Genomic DNA, 25,140 nt, shown 5'->3' with positions numbered 1-25,140 from the left:
AAGAAAAATACAAAAAGAAACCCCGATATGAACCAGTATGTAAATGATCCATCCAATTATCAGTTGTTAATTAAAAACTTGCTGTTTTCCCCAGTTGCTTTCAACCCCGAGCAAGAAATCGTCTATGCGAACCACCGTCGTCACAGCTACAAAACGTTTCATGACCGTGTGAAACAGTTTGCTAACGCGCTGACCAAAATGGGTGTGAAGAAAGGTGATACGGTAGCGGTCATGGATTATGACTCTCACCGTTATCTTGAATGCTACTTTGCTATCCCAATGATTGGTGCCAAGCTGCACATGATCAACGTGCGCTTGTCTCCAGAACAGATCCTTTACACTATCGACCATGCGGAAGATGACATTCTCCTTATTAACGAAGAGTTTCTGCCAATTCTGGATCAGATCAAAGGCCGCATTGATACGGTCACGCGTTACGTCGTTTTACGTGATAATGATGAGTGTGAGTATGAGCGTCTGCTTGAGCAAGAAAGTACCGAATACAACTTCCCAGATTTTGATGAAAACACCGTAGCCACGACCTTCTATACAACGGGAACGACAGGCTTCCCTAAAGGCGTGTTCTTTACTCATCGCCAGCTAGTTCTGCATACACTTGGCATACTGAGCACAATCGGCACCAATGCGTCGCAAGGTCGATTGCATCAAGGCGATATTTATATGCCGATTACGCCAATGTTCCACGTTCACGCATGGGGACTTCCGTACATGGCAACCATGCTTGGTGTTAAACAGGTTTACCCGGGCAAGTATGTACCTGATGTTCTGCTTAACTTGATTGAGCAGGAGAAGGTGACATTCTCGCACTGTGTGCCAACCATCCTGCATCTGCTATTGAGCTCGCCAAAATCCAAGTCTATTGATTTCTCGGGTTGGAAAGTTGTGATTGGTGGTGCTGCACTGCCAAAAGCATTGTGTAAATCAGCCCTTGAACGCGATATCGACGTGTTTGCGGGTTATGGTATGAGCGAAACAGGACCAATTTTGTCTATTGTTCAACTTACTCCAGAACAGCTTGAACTTGACCTCGATCAGCAAGCGGAATACCGCTCTAAGACTGGTAAGAAAGTCGCGCTGGTGGAAGCTCATATTGTCGATGATGAGATGAACAGGCTTCCTCACGATGGTGAAACCGCAGGGGAAATTGTTGTTCGTGCACCTTGGCTCACGCCAAGCTACTACAAAGATAACAAGAACTCTAAAGCATTGTGGCGTGGTGGCTATCTGCATACGGGCGATGTCGCGCATATCGATAATGAAGGCTTTATCAAGATCACTGACCGCGTAAAAGACATGATTAAGATTTCTGGTGAGTGGGTAAGCTCTCTAGAACTAGAGGACATTCTGCATCAGCACCAAGCAGTGTCTGAAGTCGCTGTGATAGGTATGCCTCATGATAAGTGGGGCGAGGTGCCACTAGCGTTGGTTACGTTGAAAGAAGATGCTGAAGTGACAGAGAAAGAGCTATTAGGCTTTGCGAAAGACTTTATCACGAAAGGCATTCTTGCCAGAGAAGCACTACTACTCAAAGTGAAACTGGTGGATGAGATCGCCAAGACTAGCGTAGGTAAAGTGGATAAGAAAGAGTTACGTAAACTTCATTTGTAAGTAGTGAAGCTTTTCGAATCTAATCCATAATATTCGGCCCCGACACAGGTTATGTGTCGGGGCCGTTTTCTTATCTAATTGAGAGAAAGACTTGGGTTACGTAGTTAAACCAAGCCTTGCTCTCTTGCCATGTGGTTGGCGATGCTTGGCGCTTTCCAAATGCTTGGTAGTAGTATGAAAGACACTGGCACGGCAGTAATCACGATGAAAGACTGCAATGCAGAGATACCGCCTGAGCCCATCGAGATAAGCGCAATAGCCACGATACCCATCATTAAGCCCCAGAATGAGCGAATCACGGCATTGGGTTCAGTAGAACCTGTCATTACCACACTGATGGTGTACGTCATCGAGTCACCGGTTGTTACGATGAAGGTCGTAGTCAGGATCAAGAACAATACCGAAATCACCATTGGGAAAGGCAGCTCAGAAGTAATTGCAAGCAGAACCGCTGGCAGGTTAAAGCCTTCAAATGCGGATGAAATCAAACCTGGGTTTTCTAGCTCGAATGCCAGACCACTACCGCCAACAATACTGAACCAGAAGCAGGTAATCAAAGGCGCAGCGATGCTGATAGACAGGATCAACTGACGAATAGTACGGCCGCGTGAGATACGCGCGATGAAGATTGCCATCATCGGGCCGTAACCAATAAACCAGCCCCAGAAGAACACGGTCCACCAACTTAGCCATTCTGTGTCGCCACGGTAAAGCGCCATCGGGAAGAAGTTGTCCACCATGCGGCCAATACCCTGTACATAACCATCAACAATAAAGCTGGTTGGGCCGAAGAACAGGATGTAACCGATCAGAGCTACAGACAAAATGATGTTGTAACGGCTCACAAGCTGGATGCCTTTGCTCACGCCGCTTAGCGCTGACAAGGTGTACATTAGAATTGCAGCCACAATCACCATGCTTTGAGTGATGAAGGTATCTGGCAAACCGAATAGAGAGTTCAACGCGTAACTGATCTGCAGACCTAAGAAGCCAATTGGACCAATAGTACCAGCGGCTACGGCGATAATGCTGCAGGCGTCAGCCACGTCACCAATCCAACCGTTGATCGCTTTGTCGCCAAACACAGGGTATAGCAGAGTACGTGGTTTAAGTGGTAAGCCCTTATCGTAGTGAAGGTGCATCAAAACCACAGAAGAAAGACAACCTAAGATTGCCCAAGCAAGGAAGCCCCAGTGCATGAAAGACTGAGAAAGTGCATTGATTGCAGAAGCTTTTGGTGAAGCTTCACCATATAGCGGTGGCGCAGAAACAAAGTGCGCGATAGGCTCAGCTGCAGCCCAGAAAACACCGCCCCCCGCGAGTAGGGTACAAAGTACGATCGACAACCATTTAAAGGTATCGATATCTGGTCTCGCTAAACCACCCAAGCGCACGTAACCCGTACGACCTAGCGCAATAGCCAAACCAATAAGGAAATTCAGAAGGAGTAATACTTGCCAGAAGGCACCGAAGTATTGAGTCGCAAACCCGAAGCCTGCGTTAACCATTGCGGTCAGAGAGTCTGTATTCGTCAGAGCAAGTAATACAAACACGGTGAGGAAGCTACCACTTAGCCAGAATACTGGGTTAGTGAGTTCAAGGCGCTTTAGAAGGGAAGGAGGATGGATCGCAGAATAGTCTGCCTCCTGAATAGGAGCATGAGAGGCGGCGTTCGTCATATTTGACATAATTACTTCGCTTTTTAGGGCTCGGAAGCCGTGCATTTCCCTCACACCAATAGCTCGAAAAGTGTGAGGATGATCAAAAAGCCGCTGATACTAGCACGTTGAGAACCTCAATATAACCGCAGAGCGCGATTAATTGTCGATCTCTAAAGTAAATAACTGATTTATGGAATGAGATTATTTGCGTGAAGTGCGCCGCATTTCATACGTAAATGACATTTCCCTTATTCTTGTAAGGACACCTCAGGATTACATTGAGCCAACCTGTTCTAATAAAAATTAAAGGTCTTACCCTATGGCTCAAATCGAACTCAACGGGACGTGGCAGCTTACCTCGCCACATCGTCCAGATATCGATATTCCTATGACTTTGCCCGGTGACAATGTATCCGCATTATTGCAAGCAGAGCTCATCCCGAATCCCTATTTTGCTGATAATGAAGCGAAAGTTCGTTGGATTGAAACTTGCGATTGGCACATTTCACGCGAGTTTGATGTCGATGGTTCTGTGCTCTCTGCCAAACAAGTGTGGATGACGCTCACCCGTGTAGACACCTTAGCGAACTTTTATATCAATGGTGAGCAAGCACTAACTAGCAGCAACATGTTTGCCCAGCAACGTATTGATATCAAACCTTACTTAAAACAAGGCACTAACACGATTCGAGTTGAGTTTGCCCGTGTGGATATAGAAGGGCTAGAACGTGCGAAGAAATTACCATTCCCTATTCCTTCGGCGATGGGGAACAACCAGATCCCGCACATGAACTTGATTCGCAAAACACAATGTCACTCGGGATGGGACTGGGGCATTTGTTTGATGGTGTCTGGCATTTATGACCTGATTCAAATTGATGTAATAAACGATGTGTGGCTCAAAGGATTCTCTACAGAGCAACAATGGCAAGCTGATGGTAGCGTGCTAGTTGATGTATTAACCGAAGTAGAAACCGATACTCAACCTCATGAAATCACGATTGAATTTGATGGTCAGCGCCAATCGATTCAAACCGAAGGAAGTGGTCACTATCACTGCCAGTTCCATATTACCGAGCCAAAACGCTGGTGGCCTGCGGGCTATGGTGAAGCTTACCTTTACCCAATGACAGTATCTTGTGGTGATCAATCGCTATCACGCAAGATTGGTCTGAGAGAGTTGAGCTTAAATAACCAAGCTGATGAGCATGGTTCGGCGATGGAGTTTGTTGTCAACGGCACACCAATCAATGCCAAAGGCGCAAACTGGATTCCGGTGGACGCTATGCCAGGGCGTGAGTGTGAAAGCCGCTATCGTGCGTTATTGCAAAGTGCTGTCGATGCCAATATGAACATGATTCGTGTCTGGGGTGGCGGCCAATATGAGAGCGAAACTTTCTACAACCTTTGTGATGAATTGGGTCTGTTGGTTTGGCAAGACATGATGTTCGCTTGCTCGCTGTATCCATCTGATGATGATTTCTTAAAAGATGTGGAACAAGAGTTGCGATTCCAAATCCCGCGTCTAAAAGAGCATCCTTCCATTGCGCTGTGGTGTGGTGATAACGAAGTGATTGGTGCAATTGGTTGGTACGACGAATCCAAGCACAACAAAGTCAAATATACGGTGAACTACGATCGTCTGAATCGAATGATCGAACAAGTCATTGGTCAGCAGGACGATTCACGTCGATTTTGGCCAAGCTCGCCTTGTAACGGCGAGCTGGATTTTGGCGATGCGTGGCACGATGACAGTAAAGGCGACATGCATTTCTGGGATGTTTGGCACTCAGGAAAATCGTTTAATGCTTATCTAAACATCAACCCACGATTCTGTTCCGAGTTCGGTTTCCAATCTTGGCCTTCGTTTGCTGAAGCAAAACAGTTCGTACCAGAGCAGGACTGGAATGTTACCTCACCAACGTTTGAGCAGCACCAAAAGAACCCACGCGGTAACAGCATCATCACAGAGATGTTTACTCGCTACTTCCGTTTCCCTTCCGGCTTTGAACAAATGTTGTACCTCAGCCAAGTGCAACAGGCGATGGCAATCAAAACCGCTTGTGACCATTGGCGCGCGATCTCTCCAGTATGTCGTGGCATGTTGTACTGGCAATTAAACGATAATTGGCCAGTGAGTTCATGGTCTAGCTTGGAGTACAGCGGCCGTTGGAAGCAATTGCATTACCATGCGAAACGCTTCTTTGCGCCGCAGTACTTGGTGTTCTCGGAGCATACTGGCAAGTTGAGTCTTCACTTGTTAAATGACGCCAAAGAATCAGTTGGTGTCAGTGCGCAATTGAATTGGGTGAGCTGGCAAGGTGAAGTGAAACAAACTTGGTCGTTAGAGCGCACCGTTTCCAATGACAGCAACACCGTTGTTTGGCAGTTGGATGAGGCATTTGATTCATCTGAATTGAAATCGGGTTTCTTCTACGTAGACGGGCAAGTAAGGCAAGAGAGAATCACCAACACTTGGTTTAGTACTCACGAGCTAAAAACATTGCCAATGGAAAGCGCCAAGATTGACGTAACGATTGAAGCTAACAAAGTCACGCTCGTTGCCGATAAGCCAGCGTTCTTTGTTCATCTTGAATGTGATACAGCTGGACGCTTTGACGACTCAAGCATCACGCTATTGGCGAACCAACCTGTCACCGTGGAGTTCTTTGGTGAAGATTTAGCAATGATGGCGGAATCGCTACGCGTCTACCATCTAATGCAATAGCGTTGATTCAGAACCAAATAAGGGGCGCAGTGTCGCGCCCCTTATCATACATTTTTAAATATATTCACGGTTTCGAATTCTAGGCTGCATGAACTCATTGCCGACTTGATGGAATCGATATAGAACCAAATCGAGTAGCCAAAAATTAGAGCTATGATGATTAGCTTTTGATTCGGGGAGATGTTCAAGGCTCGCCCAAACCAAATATACAAGCTGCAGAGAAATGCTGATAGCAGGTAAGGAATGTAAGTTATAGTCGGTTCATTCCTATAAACACTCACCACTAAGGTAACAACAATCCCCAAGCTCGTTAAGCAAACATAGTAAAACGCAAATACCCTATCTAAGGAAGTTCTTTCCATACAAACATCTCTGAGGAGCAACGAAGGCGAAGTAGAGGTCGATTTTTATCTGGTATCGATGTTTGTTTTTTTCCAATGAAACAAGAAAATACGCTGGGAATTCTATCTTTAAGGGTAGCCAAAGGTTTGTATTAACACTTCATTTTCCCAAGCACACTACACCGACCTTTATAGAATTACTCGATACAAACCGCCGTTTTTATAAACCATTTTATTGTTCGAAGTTGCATAAAACTATTCGGTTTTCGGGAAAATGGCTCGATCTCAATATGCTTATTGAAAAAGTGAGCGGCTATTCAGATACCAATGTAGCCTTGAACAAGGCCCCGAGTGTCTTTAGGAAGGAGATGGCGGCTGTTTTAAAGCCACTATCTTTAGTTAGGTGTAGATATATGGGGGAGGTGCTTATCTTATCTTGTGGAAAATACGAGACCCGATGGCGTATCCAATATAGAAAAGGGCTGCTAGGGTGATAAAAGCAGAAATATAGGCAAAGACGTGATTTAAACCCAACCCAAAAGCTAGGGTGAAGGCAATGCCATTCACAGCTTCCAACGGAATTTTGTACCATGCCGAATGCACAGTAGAACCGAATAGAATAAGAGTGCCGATTAGAAAGAGCGTGCCAACCACGAGGCCTGCCCATTTGCTGCTGTTCATGTGTTTTCTCAAAGGTGTTCGAGTACGTAACAAAATATTTCAGAATAGCTATTATACAACTGAGTTAGGGGCAAGGTGGTAGTGATATTTATTCGGATTAGGTAAGAGACCACCAAAGCGGCCTCTTTTTAACCGTTTAGCGTTTTAATTAGCCAATCCATTTAATGAAGTAAGGAATAATGAGTGCGTTCGCTAAGTCGATAAAGAATGCACACACTAAAGGCACGATGATAAACGCTTGGTGTGAGTTACCGTACTTTTGCGCGACTGCCGACATGTTTGCCATGGCGGTTGGTGTGGAGCCAAGAGAAATGCCGCCAAAACCGGAACATACTACCGCTGCGTCGTAGTTTTTCCCCATCAATGGGAACACAACGAAGATTGCGATGCAGATTGCCACCAAAAATTGTGCACCAAGAATAATAAAAATAGGGCCTGCGAGGTCGACTAACGCCCATAACTGCATACTCATTAGTGACATCGCAAGGAAGGCTCCCAAAGCCATGTCCGCAATGAGTGCAACAGCAGGTTTTCGTGCCGGCCAGCGAGTGCCTGTTAGACGAGGGTACGATGCAGGGATCAGGTTGGAAATCAAAATACCCGCAAACAAACAAGACACAAATAGTGGCAACTCCAATCCTAAGCTGTTGACTCCTTCATTCAAAATCGCACCCAATATGATACAAACATGAATCGCAAGCATGGCATCTAAGAAGTCATAAGCACTGATGGATGGTTGAGGCTCATCTTGCGCGGTACCCACATCCATTTCTTCGACTTTTTCTGGCTTAAGGTTGTGTTTGTTAATCAGGTATTTAGCAATTGGGCCACCCATTAAACTTGCTAAAATTAGACCAAATGTTGCGCTGGCAATACCGATTTCCATTGCGGTATTAAGATCGAAGATCTCAGCAATTCTTGGTGACCAAGCTATGGCTGTTCCATGGCCACCAATTAACGATACAGTACCACTTAACAAGCCGACTGCTTCTGGTTGTCCAAGCATGGTGGCAATACCAATACCTGTTAGGTTCTGAACTAGCATATAGCCGATGGTCACCGAAAGCAGAATCAATAAAGGCTTACCACCTTTGAACAAGTCTTGCAGACTGGCGTTGATGCCGATAGTGGTAAAGAAGTAAACCAAAAGTAAGTCACGAGTTGCTAGATCGAACTGTACATCTATCTGAGTGACGTAGTGGAGAATAGTGAATAGCACAGAGACCAAAATGCCTCCGGATACAGGTTCTGGAATGCTAAACTCTTTGAGAAATGAGCTTGCCTGAGTTAAGCGCCTGCCCAAAAATAAAACGACGATCCCAAGGGTCACCGCGAGAAAAGATTCGACTTGTAATACGCCGTCGACAAAATTCATAATCACTCCTGTTGAGGTGAATACACACGATATGAAAATCAATCCGTATGCTCATCTTTTAAACATACTGACATGTTTGCATTTCATCCAGTTACATAGCGACGAATTTGAACTTAGTCGGATTGCTATGGATAAAAAAGGGGAGCGGTTGAATTCTTGGTCCCCTATGAATTCGTAACTCGCTCCCCAAAATCAAAAACTGTTCATTTAATTTTGTTGAATTGTCGTTTTTTCCAACTCCCAATCACCACCAAGCGACTTGTAGAGCGCAACCGTGACTTGAGCTGTTTGCAACTTGGCCGCGACCTGTCTGTCTTGCATCATGCGTTGTTGACGCTGAGCATCGAGCACTGACAAGTGGTCAATCAACCCAGCACGGTAGAGCGACTTGGCTTTACTCACGGCTTTGTCTGTGGCTACCAGTGCATCATCAATTCGACGCTGGTTTTCTTGACTTCTGCCATAAGCAAACAAGGTTGAATCTACTTCGGAAAAGGCCGAATCTACGGCATGTTGGTAAGTCAGCGTTGCTGCATCAAAACGAGCTTGGTTGAGCTCTTCAAGCGCATCGCCGCGACCACCATCGAAGACATTCCAACTGATACCAGCCGCACCAACCCAACCGAAAGAATCACTGCTGAATAGATCATCAAAGCTAGAAGCGGACACGCCCGGCGCTCCCGTTAGGAAGAACTTCGGATATTGATTGGCGATACTTGCCGCGAGTTCTTCATTGATGGCTGCCATTTCACGTTCTGCAATACGAATATCAGGACGACGTTGTAACAAGTCAGAAGGTAATCCCACTGGTACCATGTTCTGCATCGCTGGCACTCCCTGAGTGTCTGCAAGTCTGGTCTCGACTTTCGACAGCGGCTCACCAATTAGTACCGCGATGCGATGTTTATGAACTTGCTGTGCGATTTCCAGTTGCGGGATAATCGATTCCATCGCTGCCAACGTTGCCTTAGCTTGGGCTAAATCGAGCTCAGAGCCATAACCACTGCGAACCACCTTCTCGACCAACGCCATGGTTTTCTGTTGGTCTTCAAGGTTCGATTTGGCTAAGTCGAGACGCTCGGTTGCCCCTTGATACTGCAAGTAGTTATGAATCAAGTCTGCGGTGAGCAAAGTCGTCAGTCCGCTTTGATAGATCTCTGCTTGCTCAACTCGAATTTTTGCAGCATTGGACTGGCGGTCAATACGACCAAATAAGTCCAATTCCCATGCGATGCTCGCCCCTGCGAATACGCCGTCATGCTGGTTGTCCAACAGTGTCGTGTTGCCAATCTGCGGTGGTAAGCCTGCTGCCGAGTCGCCAATAGGATTGAGCGCAGGACCAAGCAGGGAGTCGTTCTTACTTAATTGGTAATTGAAGTAACCTGCACCTACATTGATGGTCGGCACTTTGAATGACTCTACGACGGTTTTGTAGCTGTCAGCCATCTTGATACGCTCTGCCGCTACCTTGAGCGGGATGTTTTGGCTTTGCATATCGAGAACTAAATCATTCAGTGTTGGGTCATTAAACTCTGTCCACCAAAAGGTTTCCTTCTCACTGTTTTGGCTAACACCACCTTGCTCAACATGCAGATAGGTCTCTGCCATGCTGGTGGTCGGTGCTTGGTAATCTGGACCAACCGCACAACCAGATAAACTCATTGCCAATACTAGTGGCGCAATAACGAATTTTTTCATGATTACGCCTCCTTCATTTCAGCGTCTGTTTGGGTCGTTTGTGGTTTGTCTTTGTATGCCAAGCGATAAAGCGCAGGCATGATGAACAGTGACAATACGGTTGCCGCTGCTAACCCGCCGATAATAGTTGCGGCCATTTGGTCGAACAGTAGGTCCGACAGCAAAGGGATCATGCCAAGAGCCGTTGTCAAAGCACCCATCGATATCGCCATGGTGCGGTTAACGGTTGCTTCTTTGATGGCATCTGCCAACGGGCGCCCATTTGCTCGTTCAAGCTCGATTTGATCCATCAGTACAATGCCGTTTTTAATGATCATCCCCGTAAGTGTTACTGCACCGATTAACGCCATGAAACCAAATGGTTTATCAAAACCAAGTAGCGCAAAGGTGGCGCCCGTCGCGGCTAATGGCAAAGTCGCAAAGATGATGATTGGCTGTTTAAAGCCGTTAAACATCGCCACCAAAATGATCACCATGATCAACATTGCTTTCGGTAGCTGCTTGAAGATATCTGTGACCGCTTTGTGCTCGTCGTAGAACTCGCCACCCCATTCCATGCTGTAACCCGCAGGAAGGTGAATCGCTTCAATCTGTTCTTTGACAGCATTTCTTACCGTTGCTGGCGTCGAGTGACGCGCTACACCCGCTTGTGCAGTGATGGTTTTGACTCGGTCTCGACGCCAAATCATGCTCTCTTCCGTTACGAGTTCAAAGCCGTCAACCACTTGCCCGAGAGGCACACTGTGCATGCCAAGCAGCGAACGCACTGGCAGGGTTTCTAGCGAGGCCATGTTTTGAGACGTGGCACGCAGCTGAATCGGAATCAGCTCATCATTGAGGTTCATCTGACCTAGTGGCATGCCATCAGAGGCGCGCTTTAAAGCAAAGGCGATGTCCGCACGGTTAATGCCAGCTTGACGCATCTTGTCTTGGTTGATGATAGGTTGAAGCACCTTGCTTTCTTGACGCCAGTCATCACGAACGTACTTTGCATCTGGGTGAGTAGCTAAGATGGCTTTAGCTTGATCCGCCAACTGGTGCAATACCACTTCATCTGGACCGGAGAAGCGAGCTTCTACCGCGTACTTGTCTGACGTCGCCAGTTTTAGTGCTCTAAAGCGTGGCTCTGCATCTGGGAACTGGTTTTGCAACCATTTGTCTCCACGTTCAACGAGCTTGTTGATGCCTGTGTAGTCTTTGGTATTAATCAAGATCTGGCCATATGCAGGATCAAACGGCTCTGGTTCTACAGTGACCGAGAATCGAGGTGCACTTGCGCCCATGTAACTAGAAATACTTTCTACTTCAGGTTGCTTGATCAGCCACTCTTCAACTTTGCGCATGTCCGCTGAGGTCTGTTCAATCTTGGCACCATTCGGTAGCCAGTAATCAAGGAACACGATAGGGCGATCAGATTGCGGGATAAAGTTCACCGCCACGTAAGGCACGGCCACGGCAGTCACTAAAAGCAGGGGAATCAATGCTGTCAGTGCTTTCATTGGGTTATCAACTGTCCAAAACACCAACTGCTTGTAGCGGCTTGGCTTTGCGTCTTCATCGACAGGTGTTGGTTTGATGAACATCCAACACATCAGCACGGTAAAGGTCATCGCGACCAACCAAGACAGTAGTAACGATGAAGCAACAATGTAGAATACCGAACTTGCGAACTCGGCAGAGTCAGTTTTGGAGAACAATACAGGGCTTGCCCCCATGATGGCGATAATGGTCGCACCAAGCAGTGGTACCGCCGTTTCCTTGACCGAATCAATAGCAGCACGAGTGCGTTCCATACCTTTGCTCAGCTTTACAATCATCATGTCAGTGATCACGATGGCATTGTCCACCAACATGCCCAGAGCAAGGATGAAGGTGCCTAACGAAACGCGGTGTAAGTCAATGCCTGCGATGTTCATGTAAATCAGTGTGAGTAAGATAGTTAGCAGCAAGCTAGAACCAACAATCGTCGCACTCTTAAAGCCCATGAAGACCAATAGCACGACAAATACAATGGCGACACTTTCCAGCAGGTTGCCGACAAAGTTATCAATCGCTTTTTGTACTTCTTCAGGCTGGTAAGCCACGGTAGAAACATCTACACCAAGCGGAAGCGTCTGCTCGTAGTTATGGATAATGTCACGAATGGTATCGCCCAATGACACTACATTAATGCCCTCTACTGGACTCACAGCTAGCGTCACCGCAGCTTCACCGTTAAATCGGCTTTCTGTCAGCGCCGGCGTTTGATAGCCCATAGATACGTCAGCAATGTCGCCTAAGCGAATCAAACCAGTTCCTAGTTCACTTACGCCACCTTTGATCACCAAGTTTCGAATATCGTCTAATGATTGAAACTCACTGGTTTGTGTGACGCGAATACGCTCTGTCCCAGCATCGAATTTGCCCGCTTCAAAGGTCATGTTTTGTGTGCTGAGCTGGTTCCACACTTGTGCAACAGATAAGCCGTATTGTGCTAAACGCTCATCAGGCATATCGATATGTACGACACGTGGCTGTACACCGTGAAGTTCGATCTTTTTGATGCCTTTTACCGCCTTAATTTGGCGTTGAAGCTCCTCTGCGTAACGGCGTAGTTCTTCTGGAGCAGCATCGTTACTGTGGATAGAGAAAAGCATGCCGTATACTTCAGAGAATTCATCTTGCACAATACTTATTTGTGCAGTGGAAGGTAGTTGTAGCTTCACGTCATCGACTTTGCGGCGCAGCAAATCCCACTGTTGAGGCAATGCCTTGGAGTTGAGGCTTTCCTTTAAGTCGACAAATACTATCGACATGCCCGGGCGAGACAATGAACGTAAGCGGTTCAGCTCGGCCATTTCCTGCAGCTTGGTTTCAATGGTATCTGTAACTTGGTGTTCAACCTCTTGGGCTGACGCCCCCGGATACAAGGTGACGACTACTGCTGTTTTTACGGTGAAACTTGGGTCTTCTAACTTACCCAAATCGAAGTAAGAGTAGATACCCGCCACCACACTTAAGGCGATGAAAAACAGCACGAAAGTACGCTGCCTAATCGCGAATTCAGCTAAATTGAGCATGGTTCAGACCTATAGCGTTTTGATGGTTAGGTTTGGCGTGTTGTCGCCAGGTTTGAGGTAATGCGTTCCGCTGATCACGACATAGTCACCTTGGCGGAAAGTGCCAGACACGCAAGCTTGATGAGCATCGATGGATTCCAAACTCACTGGCTCGGTATGGACAACCGCATCGCGCACGACGTTAACGTGAAGCGTTTTCTTCTCGCCCAAAATTGCAGAGTACGGGAAGCAATGGCTAGATTGGTTAGGTTGGAATGAAGTCGTCACTGTCACTGCTTTGCCATTGAATAACTCAGTAGAAAGCGAGTCGATCGCTAGGGTGACAGGATATGTTTGTTTGAGTAGATGCTTTTTCGGCGCAATTTCAGTCACTTTCGCGTCATAAGCGTATTCCGAAGCATACCAAGAAAGTGCTGCAGACTGACCAAGACTGAACTGGCGAATCATGTTTTCAGGCACGTCGATATCGACTTCCCATTGACCATCTTGTTGGATGGTAGCAACACTCACTCCTGGCAGAGTTTGCTCAAATGAATCAATGCGAATTTCACCAATGGTGCCAGTGAATGGTGCCCGTAGTGTGGTGTATGCCAGAGCGTCTTCCGCGCGTTGGATATTTTTCTCGACCACTTTCACTGCGGACAAGCTGCGTTCATAACCGCTGATGGCACGATCTAAATTAACGCTGGCAATCGCGTCGTCTGCCGTCGCTTGTTTCACGCGTTTTAGCTCAGCCTTTGCAAGTTTATGTGCGGACTTTGCTTCCAACATTCGCGCTTGCAGTTCTTCCAAAGAAACTTGGTAATCGTGAGGGTCAAGCGTAGCAATGATCTCTCCCTTCTCGACATGATCGCCTTTCTTTACCAAAACACTCTCAACGGTGCCAGGGACACGGAAAGAAAGAGATGCGCTCTCTTTAGCTTGAACAATGCCGCTGAAAGATTTGTTCAATGCAGCGTTTTCAGCAGAAACCTCGACCACTTGAATCGGGCGTGAAGATTTTGGCTTTTCTAGAGTGGCTTGACTTTGATTGCAACCCAATAGGGCAAATGTCGCAGCACTCAAAGTGGTGATTTTGAATAGACGATTCATACGTTGGCTCCATAAATTTGGTGCCATCATACAATCGAACGTCGTTCAGATAATTACTCAACGTTGTGACTCACTGTCTCATAAAGCGAGACAATGCTTTGGGCTAAACAAGTTTTGGTATTTCTTGAATTAGGTGTTCAATAAGTAGTCTACTTGCTTGGCTGAGGGTTTTAGGTTGAGGGTAAAGCAGCCAGCCCGACTCTTCTGTTACTGAATACTGTGACAATAGCTGCACTAAACTGCCAGCTTCCAGTTCTCTTTGCACCAATAACTTAGGCATAAATGTAATGCCGCGATCTAAGATTGTGGCATGCTTAATAAAGCCGATGTTATTGGAGATAAGCTTCGGGTTGAGCCGTACGCTTTGTTCTTGAAAGTGCCATACATTATCGATGTCACCATTTGGCCAGCGAAAACACACGCATTTATGCTCGGTTAGTTGTTCGAGAGTCTCCGGCGTACCGTGGGCTTGCAGGTAACTTGGGGAAGCGACTAAGCAGCGGTCGAGCGTCAGTAACTTGCGTGCGACGATATCGGAATCAAACAAAGCACCGCCATGAAAAGCGATGTCTAGCCCTTGCTGGAACATGTCATGAAAGCCGTTGTTGATGTTGCGAATATCTAACTCAACATGAGGGTATTGGTCATGGAAATCGAACAAAATTGGACGAACCAGTTCGTCAGTTTCTGGTAGCAATCCAAGCTTGATACGACCACGAACCTCGTTGGTGTCGTTGCTAACTTGTTCGTTCGCCGAGTCGAGCATCGTCAGCGCTTTTTGTAGGTTCTCATAATAGGCTTCGCCGTTGTTGGTCAGCGATAAACTGCGCGTGGTGCGATGGAAAAGCTGAGCACCAAGGGATTGCTCTAAATCGCCGATTCGTCGGCTGACATTCGCACGAGGTAAATCCAACGCATTGGCTGCGGCGGTAAAGCTACCTAACTCCACCACCTTGATGAATAGTTTGAGATCGTCGATTTTCACTCTGGCACTCCATGCTTATTGAACACTGTACTAAACCGTGACACTCTAAAGCATCACAACGTTATGCACAAAATATAACGTCAATTTTGATAAAAGAAGAATAGGGTATTAATGTGCTTAGAGTCATTCAACGTCGTCGAATTAAGAAGGTCATAAAGCTGCTCTCCGCCCGATTAATTAAGGGCTATGGCAGCCGCGAGTATTTCTCTATCGGACAAGTGCAAAGCAGCACAAGCGAGTTGAGCAAGCGCCAACAACAAATCGCTTTAGCGCTTTATGCTAATCCTGAAGAACTTAACGTGGAAGAAAATACTCAAATTCAGTCTCTGCGTGCTGATGTTGCCAACGATTTCTTCGACGGTGGTGACTACAATGCACAAGATGTATTGAATCTACTAGGCTCCGGCGGCTGGAAAGGTGGACGTATGGATGATGATATGTCACACCGATTCGGAATGAATAGCCGATACTAAACAGGGTTGTACTAGGGAACGAATCACGATGAAGCAATTGGATCTCAACTTACTTCGCATCTTTCTGGTGTTACTCGAAACCAAGAACACGCGTATTGCTGGGGATCGACTGGCACTTAGCCAACCTGCAGTCAGTAAAGCGTTAGGGAGGCTGCGTGATTACTTTAATGATGAGTTGTTTACCCGTGTTCACTCGGGCCTGAAGCCAACACCACGTGCGCTTGAACTGGGAGAGAAACTTCCCATGATCATGGAAAGCTTGGATGAGGTCATTCTGGATTCCCCAAGCTTTAACCCTTCTGATTATCAAGGCAACATTACCATTGCGATTAACGGTTTTATCTCCAACTGGCTAGGTGCACGCTTGTGTCTCGCGGTGATTGAAGAGGCACCAAGCGCACAAGTAAACATCGTGAATTGGGGTTCTCAAACACTCAAAAAGCTACTCGATGGTGAGATTCAAGCAGCCATCAACTATTCGCCAATTGAAACCAGTAAGCAGTTTACCCACCAAGTCATTGGTGAAGATGATTTTGTTGGTTTAGTGAAAACTAACCATTCATTGGCAGGAAAGACTCTGTCTCAATCTGAAATCAATCAAGCAGAATACGCCAGTTTGGTGGTGCCGGGATGGAACGATACCCAGCCCTTTATTGCCAAGCACCTTTCAAGTGAAACGTTAAAGGTAAAAGCACGAAGTTCCTATCTGCATACCTTGCTCGATGTGATCAAGCAGAGCGATATTATTTTACCTTGCTCTAAACAGCTTGCTCATTATTTGCGCGGTGAGTTTGAATATGTCTCTTTCCCTAATCACACCCCAGATGAGCTAAAAAATATTGTGCTGGTGGAATCGCACAATAAGCGAATGCACCCGATGCATCAGTGGCTCAAACGAAAAATCATCACAACTTCTCAAGCCATCATCGAAGAAAAAAATAAGCCTCTCGGTTGAGAGGCTTGTTCTTAGAGGTTTGTTCTCAGAGGCTTGGTCTGAGGAGATTAAGCCTGTTCTGCGTTACTTTGCCGTCACATTCGGGAAGTTATGCATCTCTTTGATAACTTTTGCTTTGTTATTTGGGCGATAAGCTCGCGTTACAAATTTCCATTCAGCGTCATTAACCTCAATGACATTGTTAGCATCACCACATGTCTCGCCTTGTGGCGCGAATTGAATGGTATAAGAGCCATCTTTATTTGGAACGGCGGAGGTTGAATTCATACTGTTATTGTTGGTCATCAACCAGCCTTCACCAGAGTATGCGGTAATAGACCAATAACCACCTTTCTCGTAGCTTAGCGATGGTTTGTCAAAGGTAACGCTAGCACATTGGACTTTCCCTGAGCCTGCTCGTGAAGAGTACACGGCGTAGTCTGCCGGTAAACCCGCCCAGCCGGATGCAGTGCCAATCATAAAGTCTTTATTGTTTGAAGTTGCAGTAATGCCAGTAGTGAAGGCCTCTTCAGTCTTAATTGTATTGACTTGCTTCTCCCATTTCGCACGCACCGCGTCGCGAGAGGCGCTGTCCCAATCTTGCGCTGGCTTAAATGGTTTTGCGGATTTTGCATCAATCTCGGCGGCATCTTGTAAGCGATGTGCCTCTTCCATGCCTGCTGTCGTAGCGGTACGCATTAGGATGTAAATGTAATCCGAGCCTGCAATTTTCGAATCAATGTAGATCTCGTCACCACCGTAAATGGCCATATGGTTGTCGTGATTGTTGTTGAAGAAATGCATGATTTGGTAAGCATCACCTTTCGCTAAACGGAAAGTGGCCCCTTTCGACACATCGACCACGGCTGTCGAGTAGAGCAAGTCGGTGTTTGAGCGAATGATCATCTGATTATCAACGGTGACGCTGTCTCGGTTGTGGTCAAACACATTGATTGGTTGGCGCTCTAGTTGTTGAGTGAAGTACAGATCAGTTTCTGCGCGGGCGAAGTTTTCGTCGGTCACTTTAACGGCTGCCATGGTCTGAATAGAGGTGATGGCAATAAGAGTCGCTAAGATGGTCTTTTTCATGTCGCTTACCTTGAGGTCGTCATTAAGAGATGACCTGACTTTATCGATATGCCTGTGATGACAGAAATGAATTGATGTAATTCAGGTAATAACCAAATCGAATTGCAAGCTTGGATTGCTAGCCGTCATACGCAATGCTGTTTTCGATATTGCAAAGGTGTGGTGCCATTGGTGCGTTTGAACTGGCGGATAAAAGAATCGGCAGAAGCGTAGCAAAGCATGTCAGCAATAGTGCGGATTGGATATTCGCTGTTGGTGAGCAGCTTCTTACTCTCGGTGTCGCGGACTGAATTCACGATATCTCGGTAGGTGAGGTCATTTTTGTTCAACAAGTTCTGCAACGTTCTCGGGTGGATGCCGAGCATTTTGCTGACCAAGGTTTTGCTGATATCACCGAGAGGAAGCAATAACAGAATCGAGTTGGTGGTGATTTCCAATAGCGTGTTGTGATGTTGAAGACCGTGAGAGACTTTGCGTCGCATTTGATTGGTAATGGTCATCTCCAAGTCGGGCTTTTCTGCGAGTAGGGCTTTGGGGAACTCAAAACCATCGAACTGACTACCCAATATCACTTTGCATCCAAAGAAGCGTTCAAGACGTTCTATCTGTGTTTGCTGCTGTGCTCCTGATTCACCTTGGTAGTGCGCTTTAAAATGCACTCGATGCAACTTCAACTGTTCGCCCAAGACCATCTTGAATGTCGTAATGATACCTCCAATGGAAAGCAAAGCGTGTTGGCTTGTATCGACATTGGGTTCGAATAAGAACTGAGTAAAGTGGCGAGCAATGTCGTCACGAATATCAAGTTGATGGCGAGAAGCACGTTGCTGATAGCTGTACAGACCAAACAAAACCGGATAGATGTTTGCGAGAGATTCCTGACTGGCAATCAGCAACATAGCGATGTCCAAAGACTGGTAGTCAATCAAGGTACTGAGCTCTAGGGCGAACAGTGGGTCTTTGGTCTCTTTGGCGGCCAAGTTCAGCAGTTCTGCAAATTGCTGATGGCTAAGCTCTTGGTTTTCATCGTGTAAGGTTGAGATTTGAATATTGAGCTTTGAGGTTAAGGTTTGAGGCTCAACACCATATCGTCTGCACAATCTAGGGAAAGCAGAGAGATATAACGCACTCAATCGATATTCGTTTTTCACTCAAATATTCTCAAAATGTCAATTTTCAGTCTTGACTTGTTTTTATACTGCGCCACATTGAGTTGGTCAAGAAATGACTGATTTCAACTTCATCCTCCCGATACCGCCTGAAACGATGAGTAGAGAATAGACATGAACAAAGTAACGAAAAACCTTATCTCTGGTTTGATATTTGCTGCTTTAACCAGTAGCGCATACGCAGACAACATCAAGATTGAAAACATGCACACCCGCTCTGGTGATTTTGCTTTTGAAACCAGCGTGCTCAACGGCATTCCAACAGAGGAAAGCTCAAAGAAACTGTTTAATCTGATGGATTTTCAGCGCGCGACACAAGCTTACATTTGGTCTATTCCGCTGACGTCTAACTACGCGTGGAAGGCAGCGTATGAAAAAATGGGCTCAGAAGATGGCCAAATTACTTATGTGGCATCGCATCAATCCAAATTGGGCGGCCTAACTTACAACACTTCAACGCCTTACGCGATTACATGGTTTAACGTAGAGAAAGAGCCCGTAGTGGTGAACATCCCGACCGATGAACTGCGTGGTGCGGTGCATACCATGTGGCAGATTGGCATTGCACAAATGACCAAGCCAGGCACATACGTGATAAAAGCTAAGGGCAGCGAAACACCAAAGAACCTACCAAAAGATGCGGTGGTACTTGAATCGGATACCAACTATGTCTTCTTTGGTGTGCGCTTAATGGCGAAAACAGAGAAACAACGCATGACGGACTTGGAGTCGATGTCAATCACGCATCTGGATGGCAAACCACTCAGCGATCGAGGCGTTAATTTCCCGAAAAAAGGTCTCGATGCGAAACATCCACGTGGTATGGAGTTTTGGCAAGTGCTCAACGAAGCTATTCAAACAGAACCTGTTGCAGAGCGCGATCGCATGATGCATGACATGTTGCGTCCATTGGGTATTGAGAAGGGTAAACCTTTCGAACCAAATGCCGAACAAGTGAAGATCATGCAAGAAGCGGTAGTACTTGGTGAGGCCATGACTAAGAATATCGACTTCAACAAAACAGGTCGTTTACCTCAATCAGAATATGGCCCTGAAGGGAACCGATGGGAAGTCGCAACAGCATCAACACCAAACCAAGATCGCGCTTATGGTATGGATCTCGATGGTCGCGCGGCATGGTTTTATGAAGCAGTAACGAACGACATTGCGATGCATGGTTTTGAAAATGGTGGCTGGGGGCAGATTTATCTAGATAACTACCGTGATGGTGAAGGTTATGGCCTAAATGGCAGCAATCACTACACGTTAACTTTAGATGGCGATGTGAATTACGCCGATTTGTTCTGGACCATTACGGTGTACAACGTGGAAAACCGCGCCATCATCGATAACGATATTCAACGTGCCGATGTGGGATCTAACGTTCCGGGCACAGTGAAAGACGCCAACGGTAACTACACGTTCCATTTCTCACCCACTAAGCCAGAAGGTGTGAATGAAGCAAACTGGGTACAAACTCGACCGGATGAAAACTGGTTTGTGTATTTCCGCGCTTACTCACCAAGCAAAGCGTTTGTTGAGCAGAAACCAGAAACGATTCTGCCAAACTTTAAACACGTGAAGTAACCTCAAAAGCCACTATGATGCAAATTGTCGTGGTGGCTTTTTATTTGTCCGGATACTTACCTGAGAGATTCAGATTTCGTAATCAAACACGATGACGTCTTTAAGCAGTGGTCTAAATACTTCTTTCAATGCATCGTGCTCTGGGTGAGGCAGATAATTCTGACGACCCGCTTCATTGGCAAACGTCATCATTACAGCGTGTGTGTAGTCTTTGTTTTTGCCTTCTGGGCTGTTGTTTAAGCCCCACTCAACGTCGGTTATGCCTTCCACTTTCGTTGGCATGGCTTCGAATAGCTCTCGCAGGTGTTGGATTTTTTCGCTGGTGGCAGATGCTTTAAATTTGATGAGTAGAATGTGTCTGATCATGGTTTTGTGCTGTTGTTATATTTTGTTGTATTTGAAGAACAGCACTATAACGGGCATCCACCCTAAAGTTAGCTTTTGGCTTCACAAAATTGGGAAACAAAAACGCGAGCACTTTGGCTCGCGTTTTAGTTGCTCTAGCTAGGTCGGAGGTAGTTAGATGGGAACAGTTAACCCTCGACGCGTTTCACCAAGTAGAAGTGCTTTTTACCGCGTTGAAGCAACCAGTACTGATCGAACAACGGGAAGTTCAAACTTGGGTGTTCTGCATCGACTTTCTCGCCGTTTACACTGATGGCGTTGTTGCCAATTAGCTCACGAGCAATGCGCTTTGAATTGGCTAAGCCCGATTCAACCAGTAGTTCTACTAAGTCTTGCTCAGCACTTTGCATGCTCGGTAAGCCATCGAGCTCCAACTGTTTTAGTTCGCTCAAACTTAGTTGCTGCACATTGCCGCTAAATAGCGCTTGAGTGATTCGCTCTGCACTTGCTAAGCCTTCTTCTCCATGGACAAAGCGCGTCATTTGCTCTGCTAGGATACGCTGTGCTTGCGGTTTGCCTTTGCTGTCTTTGTCTTGTGCCTCAATCGCAGCAATCTCATCGCAACTCAAGAAGGTGTAGTAGCGTAGGAAGTGGTAAACATCGGCATCTTCCGCGGATAACCAGAATTGGTAGAAAGCGTAAGGCGACGTCTTACTTGGATCTAACCAAACTGCGCCACCTTCGGTTTTACCAAATTTAGTGCCATCGGATTTGGTGATCAAAGGTAAGGTTAGGCCAAATACTTGCTCACCATTTTGACGGCGAGTAAGGTCAATGCCGCTAACAATGTTGCCCCACTGGTCATTACCACCGATTTGTAGGCGACAGCCGTACTGACGGTTTAATTCTGCGAAGTCGTAAGATTGTAGCAGTGCGTAACTGAACTCGGTGAATGAGATACCTTGATCTGGACGTTGTAAGCGTTGTTTAACGGACTCGCGGCTGATCATGGTATTCACGGAGAAATGCTTACCTACATCACGGAAGAAGTCGATCACATTAATCTGCTTCACCCAATCCGCATTGTTTACCATGATCATTGGTTTGCTGACTTGGTTATTCATCAACTGTTGAATTTGGTTCGACAGATCTTGTACCCAGCCCGTTACGGTTTCTTCTGAGTTTAAACTTCGCTCTGTGGCTTTAAAGCTGGGGTCGCCGATCATACCCGTTGCACCACCAATCAGGGCGATGGCTTGGTGTCCGACATCTTGGAAGCGCTTGAGCATAATCAGTGGCACAAGGTGACCGATGTGCAAGCTACCTGCGGTTGGATCGAAACCGCAGTACAAGGTTTGTGGCTCAGATAGCAGTTGTTGAACTTGGTCTAAATCGCTCGCTTGGGCAATCAAACCGCGAGCTTGTAAATCTTCTATCAGTGTCATCGTCTTATCTTTATCTGGTTTGGTTGTATTCAGATTAAAAGGCGATGCGGAATCGAGATATATCCCTAAAGGGACAGTTTGTTATCTTGATTGAGTGATCAGGTGGTTGAGAAACAACTGAAAGAACTCGCTTAAAGACGCCACATTCAGCTGCGCGTAGATGCGTTTACGATGGTTCTTCACTGTGCCTTCCGTAACATCTAGGTGTGTTGCAATCTCTTTGCTGTCATAGCCCTGCGCGATCAATGTGGCGATTTCTTGTTCTCGTTTGGTGAGGATGGTTTGGCCAAAAGATGCGAGTGCAGATTCAATTGCTGCACGCATTTGTCCTGAATAAGCGTTAGGGCTGAACACTGGCTCGGCGAGTGTAAACTCGGTCTGTTTCCAGTGCTGCTGGCACAAAGATTGGATGATGGCAAAGTGAGATTTTAGCTTGGTCACTTGAGGCTTAGCGAAGCGTTTGTCGTCTTGCATAAAACCGAAGTAGAGCATCACCCAACGCGTCGGTTCAATTTCGATCAGCATGCTGAGTTCATCCTTCCAGCCCGTTTGATGGTAAAACTGCTCACAGTAGGCTTGGTAATCGAGATCGTTGCGCGCGACGTCTTTACCTACGACATCTTTGAGCGTGAAGATGCCTTGCTCTTTGCTGGCGTTGAGCTTCTGGTAAAACGGGTCGTTTTGAAAAGAGGTGGTGAGATAACGCTGGAACAAAAGCTCGCGTTCATTCTCAATCGAATCATACAGGTAGATAGGGTGTTTGCCTTCGCGGTAGCCGAGGATCACCGCGCAATCAAAACTCAGCAATGAAGCAATAACGCGCATGAGTTTAGGCGTAAAGCTTGGTGAGTTAAGGGCAGAAATTGTCTCTGCAAGTTGAGTGTTGAATGCGTCGTTCGGCATGGGGATTCGAGAGTTCGATAAAGGTTGAGGTAAGCATAACGCAACGGGCTGGCATTCCCAAGTTATCTGCTATTTTGTTGTTCATGCGATGTTGTGGGTTTAGAAACGTGCTGCATGAGACTCCTAGTCTCGCTTCGGCTCGCTGGAGTGACGGCATGAGGATTGTTGTGTGGTTCGTACGACGTTTTGGGTTTATAAACGTGCTGCATGAGACTCCTAGTCTCGCTTCGGCTCGCTGGAGTGACGGTATGAGGATTGTTGTGTGGTTCGTACGACGTTGTGGGTTTAGAAACGTGCTGCATGAGACTCCTAGTCTTGCTTCGGCTCGCTGGAGTGACGGTATGAGGATTGTTGTGTGGTTCGTACGATGTTGTGGGTTTAGAAACGTGCTGCATGAGACTCCTAGTCTCGCTTCGGCTCGCTGGAGTGACGGTATGAGGATTGTTGTGTGGTTCGTACGACGTTGTGGGTTTAGAAACGTGCAGCATGAGACTCCTAGTCTCGCTTCGGCTCGCTGGAGTGACGATGTGAGGATTGTTGTGTGGTTCATGCGACATTGTGGGTTTAGAAACGTGCTGCATGAGACTCCTAGTCTCGCTTCGGCTCGCTGGAGTGACGATGTGAGGATTGTTGTGTGGTTCATGCGACATTGTGGGTTTAGAAACGTGCTGAATGAGACTCCTAGTCTCGCTTCGGCTCGCTGGAGTTACGGTATGAGGATTGTTGTGTGGTTCGTGCGACGTTGTGGGTTTAGAAACGTGCTGCATGAAACTCCTAGTCTCGCTTCGGCTCGCTGGAGTTACGGTATGAGGATTGTTGTGTGGTTCGTGCGACGTTGTGGGTTTAGCAACGTGCTGCAGAGACTCCTAGTCTCGCTTCGGCTCGCTGGAGTGACGGTATGAGGACTGTTGTGTGGTTCATGCGACATCGTGGGTTCATAAGCACGCTGGGTTCATGCTCTCATCGAAATACGCTGGAATGCCAGTGATGGGGCGAGTGTTGAGATAAACAAAAAGGGAGCGTTGTGCTCCCCATCAATAAATCATTGTAACCAAGAGATTACTGCGAGTCGGTTAGCTCTTTATTCACCCAGTATTTTGAGCCAGAAACGTTCGCATCAACCAGTAAGCCAGTAGTGTTTAGCTGATACACAGCCACGCCGCTGTTGAACTGGGCTGTCATTTCTTCTCCATCCTCACCAGCGACTAAAGAAGCTTCGCTTGATGCTTCCCAGCCTTCTTCGACAAAGGTGTTGAAGTCTTTTTCTTCCTCAAACAGCACGACTTGTTGGTAGAACTTACCGCCAACACCAAGGGCGACGCCGGCACCAAACATGTTCATATAAGTGCGCTTGTCGGTCGATTTGTTGACCGCAACACCGGAGCCTGAGTTAGTGTGGAACATCAATGACAGTTTGCGTGAATCAAACACGGCATAGCCGTAAGCTTTGTCGTAAAGCACTTTGGCTTCAGGTTTTTCGTTAAACAGTTTAAGTAGGGTACTGTCAGCCATCAAGTCAATCGCTTGGCGAGCTTCTTCTGGTGTATCGCCTTCCATTAACTCGTCGATTTTCTTGTCTGCTGCATCAATCCATTCTTTACTTGTTTCAATACTTGCATCAGTCCATTCTCCGGCAGTATTAATCGCCTCTTCTGACCAGTTTGTAAAATCTTGCCAAGCTTGTTTAGAGAATTCCTTGGTGCTATCCCAAGCATCTTTAGCCCCTTCAGATACAGATTCACCGATATCTGAAAGCTTGTTGGAAAACTCATCCCAATCGGCATAAGTAGGGGTGGCGAGCAAAGCTAAGGCTGAGATAAGAGCAAGAGGCTTTTTCATACATCCGTTCTTCTATGAAATGGTGTTGTTTTAATTTTAGGTGAAAAAGAGAGGTGGGAGAATGAAAGGTATATATGGCTTGAGATTGGCGTCACGAACTTACTGTG

18 protein-coding genes are annotated in these 25,140 nt (G+C 46.5%); 5 read left to right on the top strand and 13 right to left on the bottom strand.

Going from position 1 to position 25,140, the window contains the following annotated elements; all coding sequences use genetic code 11:
* Positions 1-27: 27 nt before the first annotated feature.
* On the top strand, positions 28-1,629 hold the full coding sequence (locus tag ACTS60_RS18765; RefSeq protein ID WP_440889482.1) for a long-chain fatty acid--CoA ligase: 1,602 nt from the start codon (positions 28-30) through the stop codon (positions 1,627-1,629).
* Between the two features lie 104 nt (positions 1,630-1,733).
* Here ACTS60_RS18765 and ACTS60_RS18760 read toward each other — a convergent pair whose 3' ends face one another.
* Complete coding sequence (locus ACTS60_RS18760; RefSeq protein WP_440889481.1) at positions 1,734-3,317, bottom strand: BCCT family transporter; 1,584 nt, start codon at positions 3,315-3,317, stop codon at positions 1,734-1,736.
* Between the two features lie 292 nt (positions 3,318-3,609).
* Between ACTS60_RS18760 and ACTS60_RS18755 the strand changes: the two genes are divergently transcribed.
* On the top strand, positions 3,610-6,018 hold the full coding sequence (locus ACTS60_RS18755; protein ID WP_440889480.1) for a beta-mannosidase: 2,409 nt from the start codon (positions 3,610-3,612) through the stop codon (positions 6,016-6,018).
* Between the two features lie 767 nt (positions 6,019-6,785).
* On the opposite strand, the gene ACTS60_RS18750 is transcribed toward ACTS60_RS18755, so the two are convergent.
* The 6 genes from ACTS60_RS18750 to ACTS60_RS18725 all read right to left on the bottom strand — a co-directional run bounded on the left by ACTS60_RS18750 (position 6,786) and on the right by ACTS60_RS18725 (position 15,249).
* Positions 6,786-7,040 (bottom strand): hypothetical protein, encoded by a 255-nt coding sequence (locus ACTS60_RS18750; RefSeq protein ID WP_440889479.1) that lies wholly within the window; start codon positions 7,038-7,040, stop codon positions 6,786-6,788.
* Between the two features lie 148 nt (positions 7,041-7,188).
* Positions 7,189-8,415 (bottom strand): sodium/glutamate symporter, encoded by a 1,227-nt coding sequence (gene gltS / locus ACTS60_RS18745; protein WP_440889478.1) that lies wholly within the window; start codon positions 8,413-8,415, stop codon positions 7,189-7,191.
* Positions 8,416-8,622: 207 nt separating this feature from the next.
* A complete protein-coding gene (locus ACTS60_RS18740; RefSeq protein WP_440889477.1) occupies positions 8,623-10,113 on the bottom strand; it encodes an efflux transporter outer membrane subunit in 1,491 nt (496 codons plus the stop codon).
* Between the two features lie 2 nt (positions 10,114-10,115).
* Complete coding sequence (locus ACTS60_RS18735) at positions 10,116-13,172, bottom strand: efflux RND transporter permease subunit (protein WP_440889476.1); 3,057 nt, start codon at positions 13,170-13,172, stop codon at positions 10,116-10,118.
* A gap of 9 nt (positions 13,173-13,181) precedes the next feature.
* A complete protein-coding gene (locus ACTS60_RS18730; protein WP_440889475.1) occupies positions 13,182-14,264 on the bottom strand; it encodes an efflux RND transporter periplasmic adaptor subunit in 1,083 nt (360 codons plus the stop codon).
* A 103-nt stretch (positions 14,265-14,367) separates the two neighbouring features.
* Positions 14,368-15,249, bottom strand: coding sequence for a LysR family transcriptional regulator (locus tag ACTS60_RS18725; RefSeq protein WP_440889474.1), 882 nt, complete (start codon positions 15,247-15,249; stop codon positions 14,368-14,370).
* Positions 15,250-15,362: 113 nt separating this feature from the next.
* On the opposite strand from ACTS60_RS18725, the gene ACTS60_RS18720 reads away from it, so the two are divergent.
* On the top strand, positions 15,363-15,722 hold the full coding sequence (locus ACTS60_RS18720; RefSeq protein WP_440889473.1) for a DUF6559 family protein: 360 nt from the start codon (positions 15,363-15,365) through the stop codon (positions 15,720-15,722).
* A 28-nt stretch (positions 15,723-15,750) separates the two neighbouring features.
* On the top strand, positions 15,751-16,677 hold the full coding sequence (locus ACTS60_RS18715) for a LysR family transcriptional regulator (RefSeq protein WP_440889472.1): 927 nt from the start codon (positions 15,751-15,753) through the stop codon (positions 16,675-16,677).
* 63 nt (positions 16,678-16,740) lie between these two features.
* Here the strand turns inward: ACTS60_RS18715 and ACTS60_RS18710 are convergent, their stop codons facing one another.
* Entirely contained in the window at positions 16,741-17,745 is a 1,005-nt protein-coding gene (locus ACTS60_RS18710; RefSeq protein ID WP_440889471.1) for a DUF1214 domain-containing protein, read from the bottom strand.
* Between the two features lie 125 nt (positions 17,746-17,870).
* Positions 17,871-18,896 carry an AraC family transcriptional regulator ligand-binding domain-containing protein gene (locus ACTS60_RS18705; protein WP_440889470.1) on the bottom strand — a complete coding sequence of 342 codons (1,026 nt, stop codon included), beginning with the start codon at positions 18,894-18,896 and terminating at the stop codon, positions 17,871-17,873.
* A gap of 132 nt (positions 18,897-19,028) precedes the next feature.
* On the opposite strand from ACTS60_RS18705, the gene ACTS60_RS18700 reads away from it, so the two are divergent.
* On the top strand, positions 19,029-20,501 hold the full coding sequence (locus ACTS60_RS18700; protein WP_440889469.1) for a DUF1214 domain-containing protein: 1,473 nt from the start codon (positions 19,029-19,031) through the stop codon (positions 20,499-20,501).
* 69 nt (positions 20,502-20,570) lie between these two features.
* Here the strand turns inward: ACTS60_RS18700 and ACTS60_RS18695 are convergent, their stop codons facing one another.
* The 4 genes from ACTS60_RS18695 to ACTS60_RS18680 form a co-directional block, all read right to left on the bottom strand.
* Positions 20,571-20,867, bottom strand: a complete 297-nt coding sequence (locus tag ACTS60_RS18695) for a Dabb family protein (protein WP_440889468.1) — start codon at positions 20,865-20,867, stop codon at positions 20,571-20,573.
* Between the two features lie 167 nt (positions 20,868-21,034).
* On the bottom strand, positions 21,035-22,291 hold the full coding sequence (tyrS, locus tag ACTS60_RS18690; protein ID WP_440889467.1) for a tyrosine--tRNA ligase: 1,257 nt from the start codon (positions 22,289-22,291) through the stop codon (positions 21,035-21,037).
* Between the two features lie 81 nt (positions 22,292-22,372).
* Positions 22,373-23,194, bottom strand: coding sequence for a response regulator transcription factor (locus tag ACTS60_RS18685; protein WP_440889466.1), 822 nt, complete (start codon positions 23,192-23,194; stop codon positions 22,373-22,375).
* Positions 23,195-24,253: 1,059 nt separating this feature from the next.
* A complete protein-coding gene (locus tag ACTS60_RS18680) occupies positions 24,254-25,033 on the bottom strand; it encodes a hypothetical protein (RefSeq protein ID WP_440889465.1) in 780 nt (259 codons plus the stop codon).
* Positions 25,034-25,140: the final 107 nt, after the last annotated feature.

It is taken from the genome of Vibrio sp. WZ-1, assembly GCF_052037695.1.
Taxonomy (GTDB): domain Bacteria; phylum Pseudomonadota; class Gammaproteobacteria; order Enterobacterales; family Vibrionaceae; genus Vibrio.
Note: the sequence above shows the minus strand (reverse complement) of the source record. Positions and strands in the feature narration are given on the sequence as shown.